A 16,329-nucleotide genomic window follows, 5' to 3' on the forward strand; every position below is an offset into this window, starting at 1 on the left:
TCCCCCCAACGCGCCTTCCACGGCCGGGAGTTCCCGGAAAATTCAATGCACGACGCACGAGGGCTCCCGGGCCTGGAAGCCCGGGAGCCCTGGAGTCCGCGGCCGGCCGCCGCGCCGGCCGGCCGGTCAGCGCGGCTTGACGTCGACGCGGCCCATCTGCCCGGCGGAGGAGTGGCCGAGGTGGTGGCAGTGGTAGACGTACTGGCCCGCGTAGCCGCTCCACGACACGGCGATGCAGACGCTCTCACCGGGCGGGACCGACACGGTGTCCTTCCAGCCCGACTCGCCCGGGCCGACCGGGCTCTCATTGCGGTGGATCACCCGGAACTGCGCCAGGTGGGTGTGGAAGCTGTGGTGGATGAAGTAGCCGGGCTTGTGGTGGCCGGGGCTGTCGATGTTCTTGATCCGCCACAGCTCGTGGCTGCCCAGGGTGGTCTCGACGTCCACCCGCTTCGGGTCGTAGGACTTGCCGTTGATCAGGAAGGTCGGGTCGCTGGTCATGATGAACTCCCGCTCCCTCGACGGCTTGGGGAGGGAGGGGAACTCGGTGAGCCGGTCGGGGATCCGGCTGCGGTCCTTGGCCTCGCGGACGATGTCGAACCGCATGATCTCCGGCCGCTCCTTGAGCGCGGCCGTGTTCTCCAGCACGATCGAGGAGCCGACCCGGTACCGGGAGAAGTCGACGATGATCTCCGCGCGCTCCGCGCCCACCAGCTCGATCTCGTCGCGCACGACCGGGCCTTCGAGCAGGCCGCAGTCGGTGGCGATCTGCACGAACTCCGCGCCGTCGGCGAACCGCAGCTTGACGTTGCGGTTGATCGAGACGTTGTAGAGGCGGAGCCGGTACTTGCGGGCCGCGACCTTGAAGTACGGCCGCTCCTTGCCGTTGACCAGCATGTGGGGGCAGTCGATGGGCCGGGCGAACCTGAGTTTGCCGTCCGCCTCGATGCGGGCGTCGCGGATCACCAGCGGCAGGTCGTACTGCCCCTTGGGCAGGGGCAGGCGGCGCTCCTCCTCGTCGCTGAGCAGGTAGACGCCGTACAGGCCCATGTAGACGTTCTCGGCCTCGGTGCCGTGCGAGTGGTCGTGGTACCAGAGGGAGGCGGCGCGCTGCTTGTTCGGGTAGCGGTACGTGTAGTGCCCGTCCTTGCCCACGACGTCCATGGGCAGGCCGTCGTACTTCGAGGGGACGCGGCCGCCGTGCAGGTGGGTGCAGGTGGGGTTGTCGAGCTCGTTGTGGTGCTCGAGGACCACCTCGTGGCCGCGGTTCGCCTTGATCATCGGGCCGGGGAAGCAGCCGGCGTAGGTGAACACCGTGCTCTTCAGGCCCTTGACGATCTCCACCCGGGCCTTGTGCTGACGCATGCTGTACACGTCCGTCATCACGGTGCGCCCCGAGCGCGGCGAGCGCCCCGAGTGGCTCGCCGCCGGCTTCATGGCCCCCAGGACGGGCATGGCGTGGGCGAACGGCGCGGCCTTCGCGAGGTCGCCGAGCTCGTCGGGGGCCGCGAAGGCGCGGGCGGGCGACGGGCTCGTGAAGGTGTCCTCCGGGACCGCGACGTCCGTGAGGGCGCCCGTGCCCGCGGTGAGGCGGGGGGCTGCGTAGGGGGCGGACCCCTCCAGGGGGATCAGGAACGCGGCTCCCCCGGCGGTGGCGAACTTCAGCAGGTCTCTCCGGTCCAGCACCGTTCTTGCCTCTCCTTCGGTCGCAAACCTGTCGACGTGGTTGAAGCCAGGCCGTGCGGTCTCTTGTGGGACCGGAAGGCGCCGGCCCGGAGACCACCGTTCCCGTTCGGCCCCCCGGGCCGGTCGAACGACAGGGGTGCTTGGGCCGTCCGTGCAAGAGGTTCACACGCACTGTCCAACCGCCTGGGCGAACGGCGGAGGGGCCCGCGGCGAGGTAACGGGGCTGTCGGAAAAGGTTCGGGAAAGACCGGAAAAGGTCAGGAAAGACGGGAGACCAGGATGGGCAGGTGACTCTGCCCGATGTCGCCGGTGGCGGTCAGCAGGGTCAGCGGGCGGCCGGAACGGGCGAGGGTGCGCAGGCGCTCCACGGCCTCGCGGTGGTCCGGGTCGTCGAGCTCGGCCTCGTAGCGGCGGGTGAACTCCTCGTGGCGTTCCGGGGCGTGGCCGTACCAGCGGCGCAGTTCCGTGGAGGGCGCGACGGCCTTCAACCAGTCGTCGAGCCGGGCCGCCTCCTTGGCGAGCCCTCGCGGCCAGAGGCGGTCCACGAGGACCCGGAGCCCGTCGTCGGGGTCGGGGGCTTCGTAGACGCGGCGGGTGCGGAGGTCGGGTTCTGCGGTCATCGCGGTCCTCCTCTGCTCCTTCTCCGTCCAGCGTAGGACGGGGACGCCGGGAGCGCCGGGCACCGGGGTGCCGGGGCGCCGTCCGCGCCGCGCCGCGGCGGGTCAGGTGCGGGAGACGACCCAGATGACGAAGAACGCCAGGGCGTGGATGACGAAGAAGAAGTAGGCGACGCGGATCCACAGGTGGCGGGACATGTTCTTCTCGTCCGAGGAGTCCATGGCGGCGGGTCACGTCCTGTCGGGTGCGGTGGGGCCGGGGCGGGTACGGGGAGGCGCCGGCGCAGGGCGGCGGGGTGGCGTGCACCGGCGGTGGGGCCGCCGGTGCACGGGTGGGGGACGGTTCGGTGCGGGGCCGTCGGGCCGTCGGGCCGTCAGGTCGTCGGGCTGCCGGGGAATCAGGCCGCCGGGGAGTCCGCGGCTGCCGGGGAGTCGGCTCCGCCGGTGCGTGCCGGGGGGACCGGGCGGTCCGGGCCGGACGGGCGGACCAGGCGGGCGCGGGCGGCCCGGACGGCCTCCGGGGTGGTGTCGAAGACCCTGCCGTCCGCACGCAGGCGGTCGATGACGCCGAGGGCGTCCAGCGGCCGGTCGTGGCCGTCGCGGATGCCGGAGACCAGGACCGTGATGCCGCGGTGCTCCAGCCTCTCGATGGCGTCCTTGAGGACGAGGGCGCCGCTGGCGTCGATCGTGGTCACCCGCGACATCCGCAGGATCACCACCGACACGTCGGCCACCTCGGACAGCTCCAGCAGGAAGCGGTGGGCGGCGGCGAAGAACAGCGGGCCGTCGATCCGGTAGGCGACGATGTGCTCGGCCAGCAGCGCCCGTTCCTCCTCGTCGTGGTCCCCGGGAGTGTCGGCGTGGAGGGGGACGCGGGCCAGGCCGGCGTCGCGGGCCACGGCCCGCAGCGCCAGCGCCCCGGCGACGACCATGCCGATGACGACGGCCTGCACCAGGTCCAGGGCCAGGGTCGCCACCGCGGTCAGGACCAGGACGAACCCGTCGGCGCGGGTGGAACGGACCATCGCCCGCACCGACCCGACCTCGACCATCCGCACCGCCGTGGCCAGCAGCACGCCGGCCAGCGCGGCGAGCGGGATCCGGGCGACCAGGGGCGCGGCGGCGAGGACGACGGCCGCCAGCACGGCCGCGTGCACGAGGGCGGCCAGGCGGGACGAGGCGCCGGCCCGCACGTTGACCGCGGTGCGGGCGATGGCGCCGGTCGCCGGGACACCGCCGAACAGCGGGGCCGCCAGGTTGGCGACGCCCTGCCCGAACAGTTCCTTGTCCGGGTCGTGCCGGGAGTCGACGCTCATGCCGTCGGCGACGGCGGCGGAGAGCAGGGACTCCAGCGCGGCCAGGGCCGCGACCGCGAGCGCGGGGCCCAGCAGCGAGGGGACGGCGGCCGGGTCGAGGAAGCCCAGCGAGGGCAGGGGCAGGCCGGCGGGCAGTTCGCCGATCCGGGCCACGTCCAGGGACACCGCCTCCGCCAGCACCGTCGCCGCGGCCACGGCCAGCAGGGAGAACGGGACGGAGGGGCGCCACCGGGCGCCGAGCAGCATGGCGGCGGCCACGGCCACCGCGACGGTCACGGCGGGCCAGTTTGGGGAGCGCAGGAAGTCGGCGACGGCCTGCGCCGCCACCAGGGTCACCCGGTCCCCCTCGGGGGTCGGCACACCCAGCGCCGAGGGCACCTGCTGCAGGGCGATCACGCAGGCGATGCCGATGGTGAACCCCTCCACCACCGGCGCGGGGACGTAGACCATCCAGCGCCCGGCCCTCACCACCGCCAGGCCGACCAGGGCGATCCCGGCGAGCAGGCCGACCGTGAGGACGCCCGGGGCCCCGTGGGCATGGGCGATGGGCACCAGGACCACGGTCATCGCGCCCGTCGGCCCGGTCACCTGCAGGCGGGAGCCGCCGAAGACCGCGGCGAGGGCGCCCGCGACCACGGCGGTGGCCAGCCCGGCCTGCGCGCCGAGACCGGAGGAGATGCCGAAGCCGAGGGCCAGCGGCAGGGCGACGATCGCCACGGTGAAACCGGCGACCAGGTCCCGGCCGGGAGTGCGGCCCATGGCCGCCAGGTCGGCGCGGGCGGGGAGGAGGGAGAGCAGGGAGGCGAGCAGGCGGGCCGGTGCGCCGCGGCGTTCCGTCGTCCTCAACGCGACTCGCTCTCCGCTTCGCGGAGCTCGTCCAGCAGCTCGCGCCGTCCGTCCAGCATCTCGGTGAGGATGCGGCGGGCGGCCTTCATCAGGTCGGCGACGTCGCCGCCGCCCAGGGAGTAGACGACGGTGGAGCCCTCCCGGGCGGAGGTCACGATGCCGGAGCGGCGCAGGACCGCCAGCTGCTGGGAGAGGCTGGACGGCTCGATCTCGATGGCGGCCAGCAGGTCCCGTACCGGCATCGGCCCGTCCTGAAGCAGCTCCAGCACTCTGATGCGCACGGGGTGACCGAGCATGCGGAAGAACTCGGCCTTCGCCTGGTAGAGCGGAACCTGCGGCACGGGCGTATCCCTCTTCTCCTCGCCGATGATGAAACCATCATGTATGGAATTGAAGAATTCTTCAATTCATCATCATGAGATCCCGGTCTCATCCCGGCTCCCGCACCGGGGCCGCCCGAGCCGGAGGCGCCGGAGGCGGCCGGGCGCGCCCGGTGCCGTCAGCTCGTCCAGGGGAGCCGGAGGGCCTCCAGGTCGGGGTCGCCGAGGAGGTCCCGGACCAGGGGGCGCGGGCCGGCCACCTTGGTCCCCCACAGGTCCCAGTGGCAGTGGACGACCCAGGAGCGGTCCTCGGCCCAGAAGTTGGTGGGGCAGCTGGGCATCCCCGGATGGTCGTAGAGGGCGACCGCGTCCCCGAGACGGCCGGCCAGCACCGTCTCGTGCTCCCAGTCGGCGGTCAGCAGCGGGCTGTAGAAAGCACGGCAGCGGGTCTCGGAGCCGGCGGGGCTGTGCAGGGCCAGCAGCTGGACGAGGCGGCGCCAGCCCTCCCGGTCCAGTCCCCCCTCGGCCGGGGGCTCGATCGCGGCCGACCAGCTTCCGGTGGGCCGGGCCGCCCTCAGGCAGCGGCGGCCGGGGTACTCGCCCTGCGGCACGGGCGGCTCGCCCAGTCGGTCCGCCAGCTCCGACCAGCGCAGCCGGCGCCAGCCGGGACCGGGGTGCCCGCTGCGGCCCAGGCCGGTGCCGGTGACGACCGCGCCCGCCAGGAGCGCCTCGACGCCCCGCTCCGCAGGGGCGTCGGAGGACGGGGAGCCGTCGGCGAGGCCGGCCTCGCGGACGGAGCGGTGCACGTGGTCGTGGGTCGTGGCGACCGGCCCGTCCTCCCACACGTACATCGCGTGCAGCAGCCAGGCGGCGTCGGGGCGGCGGGGCGGTTCGAAGCCCGTGCTGCCGTGGTCGGGGTCCAGTTCGGCCAGCCATCCGGTCGCGTTCCCGGGGACGCGGCTCCATGATCCGTCGATCTCCGTCACCCCACGCATCCTGCCACCGACGGGCCCGCCGACACCCCCGTCCGGGGGAACAAACCGCGCGGACGGGCGGTCCCGGTGCACCGGGCGCACCCGGGCCGCCCGCGGCGTGCGCCCCCGGCGCCGGACACCCCCGTCCCGACATGCCCGAACATTCCGTTTTACCTAGACTCGGGCTGCGTGAGGCCCACCTCCGGCTCCGTCCCCGGGCCGGGCCCCGGATCCGACTCCGCGCCCCTCCCCGGCACCGGTCCCGATCCCGGCCCCGCGGACGGCATCGCCCCCTTCGCACCCGAGTCCGTGCTGACCGCGGTCGGCACGGGCACCTTCGTGTGGCAGAAGCGGTCCGACACCGCGCGCCTGGACGCCGAGACCGCCAGGCTCCTCGGACTGCCGCCGCACCCGGCGACCCTGCGCACCTCCGCCGTCCGGTGCAGGCTGCACGCCGAGGACTACGTCGAGCTGACCTCCTTGACCTCCCTCGCCCTCGCCGAGGACTCGGTCCTCGAGGCGCTGCTGCGGGTGGTCGACGAGGCCGGCACGGTGCTGCGGGTCGTGTGCGTGCGGATCCGCTCCCTGGAGGCGCCCGGGCCGCTCCGGATCGTCGGGACCGTGCAGGAGGTGCGGGACGAGGACCTCCGGGCCGCGGGGGGCCTGCGGGGTGCGGGGGGCCTGCGGGGCGCGGGGGCCGCCCCGGGCACCGACCCGGCGGCCACCGACCGGAGGCGGTCCCGGGAGGCGTTCCTGCTGGACGCCGGACGCGCGCTCGCCGAGGCCGCCGACACCGAGCAGGTCCTGCAGGTGGCGGCGGGCCTGTCCATGCCGGGCTTCTCCCCCGACGGGCTCGCCGTCTTCGGCGTGGACGCCGGCCGGCTCTCGGTGGTGGGACACCACGGCCAGCTCGACGACGACGTGCTCCCGTTCCTGGACATGCCGCTGGACACCGACTACCCGGCCGCGGTGGCGGTGCGCACCGGCAGGGCCGTCTACCTGCCCACCCCGGAGGCCTACCGGCACCGCTTCCCGGCGATCTGGCCGCTCGTGGAACCCTTCGGCCGCTCCTCCTGGGCGTTCCTGCCGCTCGTCGCGGGGGGCCGCACCGTCGGCGCGTGGATGGCGGGCTTCTCCGAGCCGGTCGACTTCACCCCCGACCGGCGCTCCGTCCTGACCATCGTGGCGCGCATGCTCGCCCAGGCCCTGGAGAGGGCCCGGGTGCACGAGTCCGAACGGGCCCTGGCCGACGGGCTGCAGCGCACCATGCTGCCCGGCCGCATGCCCCGCATCCCCGGCGTGACCATGGCCGCGCGCTACGTGCCCGCCGGCGACGGACTGCAGGTCGGCGGCGACTGGTACGACCTGATCCCCCTCCCCCACGGCCGCTTCGCCCTGGTCATCGGGGACGTGCAGGGGCACGACGTGCGGGCCGCGAGCCTGATGAGCCAGCTGCGGATCGCCCTGCGCGCCTACGCCTCGGAGGGCCACCCGCCCGACGCGGTGCTCTCCCGCGCCTCCCGCTTCTTCAGCGACCTCAACGCAGCGGACCCCGCCGGCTGGCGCTTCGCCACCTGCCTCTACCTGGAGCTGCACCCGGCCCGCGGCACCATCGCCGTCGCCCGGGCCGGCCACCTGGAGCCCGTCCTGCGGCTGTCCGACGGCACGGCGGTCCCCCGGAGGACGGCCGGCGGTCTGCCCCTGGGCGTCGACGCCGAGACCGACTACCCGATCTCCCGGATGCGGCTGGACCCCGGCCAGACCCTGGTGCTGTACACCGACGGGCTGGTGGAGGCCGGCGGGCACAACATCGACAGCGGATGGCGGCGGCTGCGCAAGGTCATCGGCGAGGTGCAGGGGGACGACCTGGAGACACTTGCCGACGAACTGATCGCCGCGGTGCACGGGCCCGCCTCCCGCCGCGACTCGGGCCCCCTGGCCAACCGGCGCGAGGACGACACTGCGCTGGTCCTGCTGCGCCGCGAGGCCACCGGCCGCCGGCACCTCCCGCCGGTGCGGCGCACCGTCCTGACCGTCGCCCAGGACGAGCCGGAGAGGGTGTCCGCGGCCCGCGAGGAGGTCAGGGCGGTGCTGCACGACTGGTCGGTGCCCGACCACGTGGACGCGGCCGAGCTGCTCACCTCCGAACTGCTGTCGAACGTCCTGGTGCACACCGACTGCGACGCCTCGCTGGTGGCCGAGGTCACCGGGGCGAGGGGCCGGCGCCGCCTGCGGGTGGAGGTCCGGGACGCCAGCGACGAGCTGCCGCACCGCCGGCACCCCGGCGAGCTGGCCTCCTCGGGGCGCGGGCTGATGCTGCTGGACATGCTCGCCGACCGCTCCGGGGTGGAGCCCCGCGGCGAGGGCAAGTGCATCTGGTTCGAGCTGTCCGAGGACGGCGGGGACGACGGGGGCGGCGGGGGCGGGGAGGACGGCGGCGGCGGGGGCGGCGGGGCCCGGTCTCCAGGAATGCGTGCGAGTCGTTCATGGTTCAACTAAATTGAGTGCTGAACCTCCTGGAGAAAGGCTCCGACCATGCCTGCCGTGACCGTCGACAACCCCCTGACCCTGCCGCGCGTGACCGCGCCGGCGGACGCCGTGCCCCGCCCCGTGCGGGCGGTGACGACCGCGCCGAGCGGCTTCGAGGGCGAGGGCTTCCCCGTCCGCCGGGCGTTCGCGGGGATCAACCACCGCCACCTCGACCCGTTCATCATGATGGACCAGATGGGCGAGGTGGAGTACCAGCCCGGGGAGCCGAAGGGGACCCCGTGGCACCCGCACCGCGGCTTCGAGACCGTCACCTACATCATCGACGGGATCTTCGACCACCAGGACTCCAACGGCGGCGGCGGCACCATCACCAACGGCGACACCCAGTGGATGACGGCGGGTTCCGGCCTGCTGCACATCGAGGCGCCGCCGGAGCACCTGGTCGCGTCCGGCGGCCTCTTCCACGGCCTGCAGCTGTGGGTGAACCTGCCGGCCAAGGACAAGATGATGGCCCCGCGCTACCAGGACCTCCGCAGCGGCAGCGTCCAGCTGCTGACCTCCCCGGACGGCGGCGCGCTGCTGCGGGTCATCGCGGGCGAGCTGGACGGCCACACCGGCCCCGGCATCACGCACACGCCGATCACGATGGTCCACGCGACGCTGGCACCGGGCGCGGAGGTCACCCTGCCCTGGCGGGAGGACTTCAACGGCCTGGCGTACGTCCTCGCGGGCCGCGGCGCGGTCGGCGCCGAGCGGCGGCCGATCCACCTCGGCCAGACCGCCGTGTTCGGCACCGGTTCCTCGCTGACCGTCCGCGCGGACGACAAGCAGGACTCCCACACCCCGGACCTGGAGGTCGTCCTGCTCGGCGGGCAGCCGATCCGCGAGCCCGTGGCGCACTACGGCCCGTTCGTCATGAACACCAGGGACGAGCTGCTGCAGGCGTTCGAGGACTTCCAGAAGGGCCGGCTGGGGACGATCCCCGCGGTGCACGGGATGTCCCCGGACGGAACGCCCCGGGACGGGATGTAGGACCCGTGCCGGCGGGCCCGCCGACGGGCCCGCCGGCACCCGCGGCCCGGCCGTACGTCGCGGCCCGGCCGTACGCCGCGGCCCGGCCGTACGCCGCGGCTCAGCCGTACATGCTGCGCATGGTGAAGGCGACCATCTCCTCGACAGCCTTGGCGTCGAAGACCATCCGGTGCTCGCCCTCCATGTCCAGGACGAAGCCGTAGCCGGTCGGCAGCAGGTCCAGCACCTCCGCCCCGGTGACGACGAAGTACTTGGAGTCCTTGCCCGCGTAGCGGCGCAGCTCCTTGAGGGAGGTGAACATGGGGATCACCGGCTGCTGCGTGTTGTGCAGGGCCAGGAACCCGGGGCGGTCGCCGCGCGGGCAGTAGACCTTGGAGGTGGCGAAGATGCCCTGGAAGTCCTCGGCGGACATCGAGCCGGTGGTGAAGGCCCGCACCGCGTCCTTGAGGGAGGGCGGCGACGGCTCGGGGTAGAGCGGCTGCTCGTACCCCCCGGGCATCCCGGTGCCCCCCGGCGGCGGCGCCGCGTACTGCTGCTGGCCCGCCCCTGCCGCTGCCGTCTGCTCGTAGCCGTACACGGCAGCAAGAGTAACGAATCACACCGGGGCGGCAGGGGTTGATTATGGTTACTGGCGGGTAGCATCATGAAGATACCCACTGGTAAGTGTTCGAGTGCGAAGTACGCCCTCCCGATCTAACGGAGCCGTCGTCATGGGCCACTACAAATCCAACCTGCGCGACGTCGAGTTCAACCTGTTCGAGGTGCTCGGCCGAGACAAGCTCTACGGCACCGGCCCGTTCGCCGAGATGGACGTCGAGACCGCCAAGAACGTCCTCGAGGAGATCGCCCGCCTCGCGGAGAACCAGCTGGCCGACTCCTTCGCGGACGCCGACCGCAACCCGCCGGTCTTCGACCCGGAGACGAACACCGCGCCGCTGCCGGACACCTTCAAGAAGAGCTACCAGGCCTTCATGGACGCCGAGTGGTGGCGCCTGGGCATCCCGGAGGAGCTGGGCGGCACCGCCGCGCCGCGCTCCCTGGTCTGGGCCGTGGCCGAGCTGGTCCTGGGCGCCAACCCGGCGATCTGGATGTACGCCTCCGGCCCCGCCTTCGCCGGCGTGGTCTTCGAGGAGGGCACCGAGGAGCAGAAGAAGATCGCCCACCGCATGGTCGAGAAGGGCTGGGTCTCCACCATGGTGCTGACCGAGCCGGACGCCGGCTCGGACGTGGGCGCCGGCCGCACCAAGGCGATCAAGCAGGAGGACGGCTCCTGGCACATCGAGGGCGTCAAGCGGTTCATCACCTCCGGTGAGAACGACCTCTCGGACAACATCGTCCACCTGGTCCTGGCCCGCCCCGAGGGTGGCAAGCCGGGCACCAAGGGCCTGGGCCTGTACGTCGTGCCGAAGTACGACTTCGACTGGGAGACCGGCGAGCTCGGCGAGCGCAACGGCGTCTACGCCACCAACGTCGAGCACAAGATGGGCCTGAAGGTCTCCAACACCTGCGAGATGACCTTCGGTGCCAAGCACCCGGCCAAGGGCTGGCTGCTGGGCGAGAACGTCGACGGCATCCGCCAGATGTTCAAGGTCATCGAGTTCGCGCGGATGATGGTCGGCACGAAGGCCATCGCCACCCTGTCCACCGGCTACCTGAACGCCCTGGAGTACGCCAAGGAGCGCGTGCAGGGCCCGGACCTGGCCAACTTCATGGACAAGACCGCGCCGCGCGTCACCATCACCCACCACCCGGACGTGCGCCGCTCGCTGCTCACCCAGAAGGCCTACGCCGAGGGCATGCGCACCCTGGTCCTCTACACCGCCGCGGTGCAGGACGAGGTCCAGACCAAGCTGGCCGCCGGCGAGGACGCCTCCGCCGCCGAGCGCCTGAACGACCTGCTCCTGCCGATCGTCAAGGGCTACGGCTCGGAGAAGTCCTACGAGCAGCTCGCCCAGTCCCTGCAGACCCTGGGCGGCTCCGGGTACCTGCAGGAGTACCCGATCGAGCAGTACATCCGGGACGCCAAGATCGACACCCTCTACGAGGGCACCACCGCGATCCAGGGCCAGGACTTCTTCTTCCGCAAGATCGTCCGCGACCAGGGCCAGGCACTGACCGCCCTGTCCGACGAGATCAAGAAGTTCCTCGCCGAGGGCACCGGCGGCGACGAGCTGGCCACCGCCCGCGAGCAGCTGTCCCAGGCCGCCGTCGACCTCGAGGCGATCGTCGGCAAGATGCTCACCGACCTGGCCGCCACCGAGAAGGACGTCAAGTCCATCTACAAGGTCGGCCTGAACGGCACCCGCCTGCTGCTCGCCAGCGGTGACGTGGTCGTCGCCTACCTGCTGCTGCGCGCCGCCGCCGTGGCCGCGGAGAAGCTGCCGACCGCCTCCGAGAAGGACAAGGCCTTCTACACCGGCAAGATCGCCTCCGCGAAGTTCTTCGCGGACACCGTCCTGCCGCGGGTCTCCGTCGAGCGCGCCATCGCCGAGCGCGTCGACAACTCCGTCATGGAACTGCCCGAAGAGGCCTTCTGACCGCTCCGGACCGCCCGGTGACCGGCAGTAGCCGGTTCCCGGCCGTTCTCCGATCGGTACCGGACGCCCCGTCCTCCCCCGGGAGGGCGGGGCGTCCCGCTTCTATGCTGGTCGGCATGAGCACCCCGTACTTCGACCGCGACCACACCGACGACCTGATCGCCTACCTCGCGGCCAGCCCGTCGCCGTACCACGCGGTCGCGAGCGCGGCCGAGCGCCTGGAGAAGGCGGGCTTCCGGCAGGTGGCCGAAACCGACCCCTGGGAGGGCGGCACCGGCGGAAGGTACGTCGTCCGCGGCGGGGCCCTCATCGCCTGGTACGTGCCGGAGGGCGCCGGCCCGGCCACCCCCTTCCGCGTCGTCGGCACCCACACCGACTCCCCCAACCTGCGCGTCAAGCCCCTCCCCGACACCGGCTCCCACGGCTGGCGCCAGGTCGCCGTCGAGATCTACGGCGGCGTCCCCCTCAACACCTGGCTCGACCGCGACCTCGGCCTGTCCGGCCGCATCGCCCTGCGCGACGGCACCACCCGGCTCGTCATGGCCGACCGGCCGCTGCTGCGCGTCCCCCAGCTCGCCATCCACCTCGACCGCGGCGTCAACGAGGGCATGAAGCTGGACAAGCAGCGCCACCTCACCCCCGTCTGGGGCCTCGGCCCCGTCGACGAGGGCGCGCTGATCCGCCTGGTCGCCGAGGAGGCCGGCGTCGACGCGGCGGACATCACCGGCTGGGACCTGATGACCCACGACGTCCAGCCCCCCGCCTACCTCGGCCGCGACCGCGAACTCCTCGCCGCCCCCCGCCTGGACAACCTGCTCTCCGTCCACGCCGCCACCGCGGCCCTGATCGCCCTGGCCGGCGAGGCGGACGGCGACGGGCAGAACCCGCCGCACATCCCCGTCCTGGCCGCCTTCGACCACGAGGAGAACGGCAGCGAGTCCGACACCGGCGCCCAGGGCCCCCTGCTCGGCAACGTCCTGGAGCGCTCGGTCGCCGCCCGCGGCGGCTCCTTCGAGGACCGCGCCCGCGCCCTCGCCGGCACCGTCTGCCTCTCCTCCGACATGGGCCACGCCGTCCACCCCAACTACGCCGAACGCCACGAACCCGGCCACCACCCCCTGCCCAACGGCGGGCCGATCCTCAAGGTCAACGTCAACCAGCGGTACGCCACCGACGGCACCGGACGGGCGGTCTTCGCCGCCGCCTGCGAGCGGGCCGGCGTGCCCTGGCAGACCTTCGTCTCCAACAACTCCATGCCCTGCGGCACCACCATCGGCCCCATCACCGCCGCCCGCCTCGGCATCAAGACCGTCGACGTCGGCGTCGCCGCCCTGTCGATGCACTCCGCCCGCGAACTGTGCGGCGCCGACGACCCGTTCCTGCTGGCCTCGGCCGTCAAGTCGTTCCTGGAGGCCTGACCGCCCACCGGTATCCTCAGTCGTCGCGCACCCACGCGGGCCGAAGGGGGATACCGGTGGAGTTCCGGCTGCTCGGAGCCGTATCGGTCGACACGGAGGACGGAGAACTCCCGCTGGGGCCGGCGAAGCGCCGCAGCGTGCTCGCGGCGCTCCTGCTGCGCCCCAACACCACCGTCCCCGTGGACCACCTCATCGACGCCCTGTGGGCGGACCGGCCCCCCGCCCACGCGAAGACCGTCGTCCAGGGACACATCTCCCGGCTCCGCGCCCTGCTCTCCACCGGACGGGCGGACGCCTACGGCGTCGAACTGGCCACCCGGGGCGCGGCGTACGTCCTGCGGATGCCGGAAACCCTCCTGGACGCGTACCGGTTCGAAGAGCTCACGGGACTCGCCCGGCAGCAGAAACAGCCCTCGGACAGCATCCTGATGCTGCACGAGGCACTGGCCCTGTGGCACGGCCCCCCGCTCAACGGGGCCGTGTCCGGCCCCCCGCTGGAAGCCGCCGCGCAGGCCCTGGAGGAAGCCCGGCTGACCGCCGTCCAGGACCTCGCGCGGGCCCACGGGAAGCTCGGCGAGCACGACCGGGCGGTCGCCGTGCTGCGCGCCGAAACCGCCGCCCACCCCCTGCGCGAACCGCTGTCCGCGGCCCTCGTGCTCGCCCTGTACCGGGCCGGCCGGCAGTCCGAGGCCCTGGACCACTACCACCGCACCCGCCGGCTCCTCGCCGACGAGCTCGGCGTCGACCCCGGCCCCGAACTCGCCGGCGCCTACGCCCGCGTACTGCGCGCGGAACGGAACGACCGGGACGACCGGGACGACCGGGACCATCGCGGAGGGCAGCCCGGCCGGGCCCCGCACACAGCACCCGGGGACCGCGCGGCCCCCTCCTCCCCCGCGGTGCTCCCCGGCCCCGGCCCCGACACCGGCTCCGCGCCGCACCCGCCCGCGCCCACCTCCCCGTCCACACCGCCGCCCGCGCCCGCGCCCGCGGAAGGACGGGAGGGGCCGGCAGGGGCACCGGCGGGCCCGGGAACGTCCGGCGAGGACGGTGCCGCCGCCCCGCCGCACCGCGCACCCGACCTGCTGCCCCGGGCCTCCGGGACTGTCCTGGGCCGGTCGGCCGAACTGGCGGCGCTGGGCCGCGCCGCCGCGGGCGAGTCCGCCGTGTGCCTGGTCACCGGGCCCACCGGTGTCGGCAAGACGACGCTGGCCGTGCACTGGGCCCACCGGGCGCGCGGCTCCTTCCCCGACGGCCGGCTCTTCGCGGACCTGCGCGGCTTCAGCACCACCGGCGAGGCCACGGCCTCCGACGTGCTCCACGAGTTCCTCACCGCGCTCGGCGTCGCGCCCCGGCACGTCCCCGAGTCCGTCAACGCCGCCGCCGCGCTGTACCGCAGCCTGACCGCGGACCGCCGCGTCCTGGTGGTGCTCGACAACGCCCGCAGCTCCGAGCAGGTCAGGCCGCTGCTGCCCGGCGGACCGGGCTGCGTCACCGTGGTCACGAGCAGGCAGCGCCTGGACGGACTGGTAGCCACCGACTGCGCCCGGCCGCTCCCCCTCGGCATGCTCGGCCCCGACGACGCGACCGCCCTCCTCCGCGCCGCCCTCGGGGAGGAGCGGGTGGCGGCCGAGCCGGAGGCCGCCCGCCGGCTGGCCGTGCTGTGCGACGGCCTCCCGCTCGCCCTGCGGATCGTCGCCGCCCGGCTGGCCACCCGCCCGCAGTGGACCCTGCGGGCCATGGCGGACGAACTCGCCGACGAGCAGAGGCGGCTGAAACTGCTGTCCGCGGAGGACACCGGCGTCGAGGCGGCGCTGCGCCTGTCGGTGCAGCAACTCCCCCCTTCCGCAGGCGTGATGTTCCGCCGGCTCGGCCTGCACACCGGGCCCGACCTGGACCGGTACGCGGCCGCCGCCCTCGCCGGCTGCACACCCGGCCGGGCCGGCGACGCCCTGGAGCAGCTGGCCGCCGCCCACCTCGTCGAGGACTCCGCCCCCGGCCGCTGGACCCTCCACGACCTCGTCCGCCTCTACGCGCGCAGCCTCGCCGACGAGAGCGATCGGGAAGGACTGCTCCGGCTCCTCGACCACTACCTGTGCACCGCGCTGGCCGCCGCAGCGGCGGCCGAACCGGGCAGCCGGCCGTGCTGCACGCTCCCCCCGGACGCGCACCGGCCCACCGTCGCCCCGGACTTCCCCGACCGGGCCCGGGCCATGGACTGGTACACGACCGAACGGGCCAACCTCACCGGCGCGGTCTCCGCCGCGGCCCGGGCCGGGCTCGCCGACCGCGCCTGGCGGATCGCCCTGCTGCTGTGGCCGATGGTCGTCCAGCGGGCCCGCGACGGCTGGACACCGGTGCTGCGCCACGCCCTGGACGCCGCGGTCTCCCTGGGCGACCCCGACGCCGAGTCCCGGGCCTGCACCCTCCTGGGGTGGGTCCTCACCGAGGAGGGCCGCACCGACGAGGCCCTGGAACTGCTCGACCGCGCCCCCGGCCGGGCGGCCGCCGCCGGCGACACCGAGGGCCGGGCCCTCGCCCTGGTCAACCTGGGCTGCGCCCGGGAGAGCAGGGGCGAGGCGGACGAGGCCGTGCGGTGCTGGACGCAGGCCGCGGAAGCAGCCCGCGGAGCGGGCCTCGCCCAGACCGGGATGCTCGCCCTGCACCACCTGGCCCGCCACTTACTGGAGACCGCCGGCGCCCCGCAGGAGGCCCTGGACCACTGCGACCTCGCGCTCGGCCTCGTGCCCGCGGGACAGGCCGAGGCGCGCCGCGTCCTGCTGATGACCACCCGCGGCAGGGCGCTGCTGGCCCTGGGACGGCCCGGCGAGGCGCTGGAGCAGCTCTCCGCGGCCCTGGAGGCGGCGGAGCGGACGCACTTCCACGACGGAGCGGTCCCCGCCCTGGACGGCCTCGCGGAAGCGGCCCGCGCGCTGGGCCGCACGGACGAGGCCGAGGCCTACGCGGAACGGCACCGCAGGGCCCTCGCGGGCACGGCGACGGGCACGACCACGGGCACGACGGCAGGTGGCGGGTAAGGGCCCAGCGGGAGCGCGTTAGTGAGACGTTGGCGGTGCGTTGGTGGCGCACCAA

General features: G+C 73.9%; 12 protein-coding genes. 5 read left to right on the forward strand and 7 right to left on the reverse strand.

The features are described 5' to 3' along the window. Positions 1–126 precede the first annotated feature (126 nt). The 6 genes from GQS52_RS12345 to GQS52_RS12365 all read right to left on the reverse strand — a co-directional run bounded on the left by GQS52_RS12345 (position 127) and on the right by GQS52_RS12365 (position 5,780). Positions 127–1,686: a multicopper oxidase family protein gene (locus GQS52_RS12345; protein WP_182313511.1), complete on the reverse strand. Its 1,560-nt coding sequence runs from the start codon at positions 1,684–1,686 to the stop codon at positions 127–129. A gap of 257 nt (positions 1,687–1,943) precedes the next feature. Beyond that, positions 1,944–2,306: a DUF488 family protein gene (locus GQS52_RS12350; RefSeq protein WP_182313512.1), complete on the reverse strand. Its 363-nt coding sequence runs from the start codon at positions 2,304–2,306 to the stop codon at positions 1,944–1,946. Between the two features lie 102 nt (positions 2,307–2,408). Then, on the reverse strand, positions 2,409–2,525 hold the full coding sequence (locus GQS52_RS27070; protein WP_220472760.1) for a DUF6126 family protein: 117 nt from the start codon (positions 2,523–2,525) through the stop codon (positions 2,409–2,411). 176 nt (positions 2,526–2,701) lie between these two features. Next, entirely contained in the window at positions 2,702–4,378 is a 1,677-nt protein-coding gene (locus GQS52_RS12355) for a SulP family inorganic anion transporter (protein ID WP_182316394.1), read from the reverse strand. 83 nt (positions 4,379–4,461) lie between these two features. Further along, complete coding sequence (locus tag GQS52_RS12360; RefSeq protein WP_259370738.1) at positions 4,462–4,806, reverse strand: metalloregulator ArsR/SmtB family transcription factor; 345 nt, start codon at positions 4,804–4,806, stop codon at positions 4,462–4,464. Positions 4,807–4,964: 158 nt separating this feature from the next. After that, positions 4,965–5,780 (reverse strand): hypothetical protein, encoded by an 816-nt coding sequence (locus GQS52_RS12365; RefSeq protein WP_220472761.1) that lies wholly within the window; start codon positions 5,778–5,780, stop codon positions 4,965–4,967. Between the two features lie 288 nt (positions 5,781–6,068). On the opposite strand from GQS52_RS12365, the gene GQS52_RS12370 reads away from it, so the two are divergent. Together GQS52_RS12370 and GQS52_RS12375 are read left to right on the forward strand one after the other, a co-directional pair. Beyond that, complete coding sequence (locus GQS52_RS12370; protein WP_259371103.1) at positions 6,069–8,258, forward strand: SpoIIE family protein phosphatase; 2,190 nt, start codon at positions 6,069–6,071, stop codon at positions 8,256–8,258. A 36-nt stretch (positions 8,259–8,294) separates the two neighbouring features. Continuing rightward, complete coding sequence (locus GQS52_RS12375) at positions 8,295–9,281, forward strand: pirin family protein (protein ID WP_182313514.1); 987 nt, start codon at positions 8,295–8,297, stop codon at positions 9,279–9,281. A gap of 100 nt (positions 9,282–9,381) precedes the next feature. Here GQS52_RS12375 and GQS52_RS12380 read toward each other — a convergent pair whose 3' ends face one another. Further along, positions 9,382–9,858, reverse strand: coding sequence for an SseB family protein (locus GQS52_RS12380; protein WP_182313515.1), 477 nt, complete (start codon positions 9,856–9,858; stop codon positions 9,382–9,384). A gap of 133 nt (positions 9,859–9,991) precedes the next feature. On the opposite strand from GQS52_RS12380, the gene GQS52_RS12385 reads away from it, so the two are divergent. From GQS52_RS12385 to GQS52_RS12395, 3 genes are all read left to right on the forward strand, one after another. Further along, complete coding sequence (locus tag GQS52_RS12385) at positions 9,992–11,818, forward strand: acyl-CoA dehydrogenase (protein ID WP_182313516.1); 1,827 nt, start codon at positions 9,992–9,994, stop codon at positions 11,816–11,818. A 116-nt stretch (positions 11,819–11,934) separates the two neighbouring features. Then, positions 11,935–13,236: a M18 family aminopeptidase gene (locus tag GQS52_RS12390; RefSeq protein ID WP_182313517.1), complete on the forward strand. Its 1,302-nt coding sequence runs from the start codon at positions 11,935–11,937 to the stop codon at positions 13,234–13,236. A 56-nt stretch (positions 13,237–13,292) separates the two neighbouring features. Then, entirely contained in the window at positions 13,293–16,274 is a 2,982-nt protein-coding gene (locus tag GQS52_RS12395) for a BTAD domain-containing putative transcriptional regulator (RefSeq protein ID WP_182313518.1), read from the forward strand. Positions 16,275–16,329 lie beyond the last annotated feature (55 nt).

The sequence above is a fragment of the Streptomyces sp. SCUT-3 genome (assembly GCF_014083985.1).
GTDB classification, from domain to species: Bacteria; Actinomycetota; Actinomycetes; order Streptomycetales; family Streptomycetaceae; genus Streptomyces_H; species Streptomyces_H thermolineatus.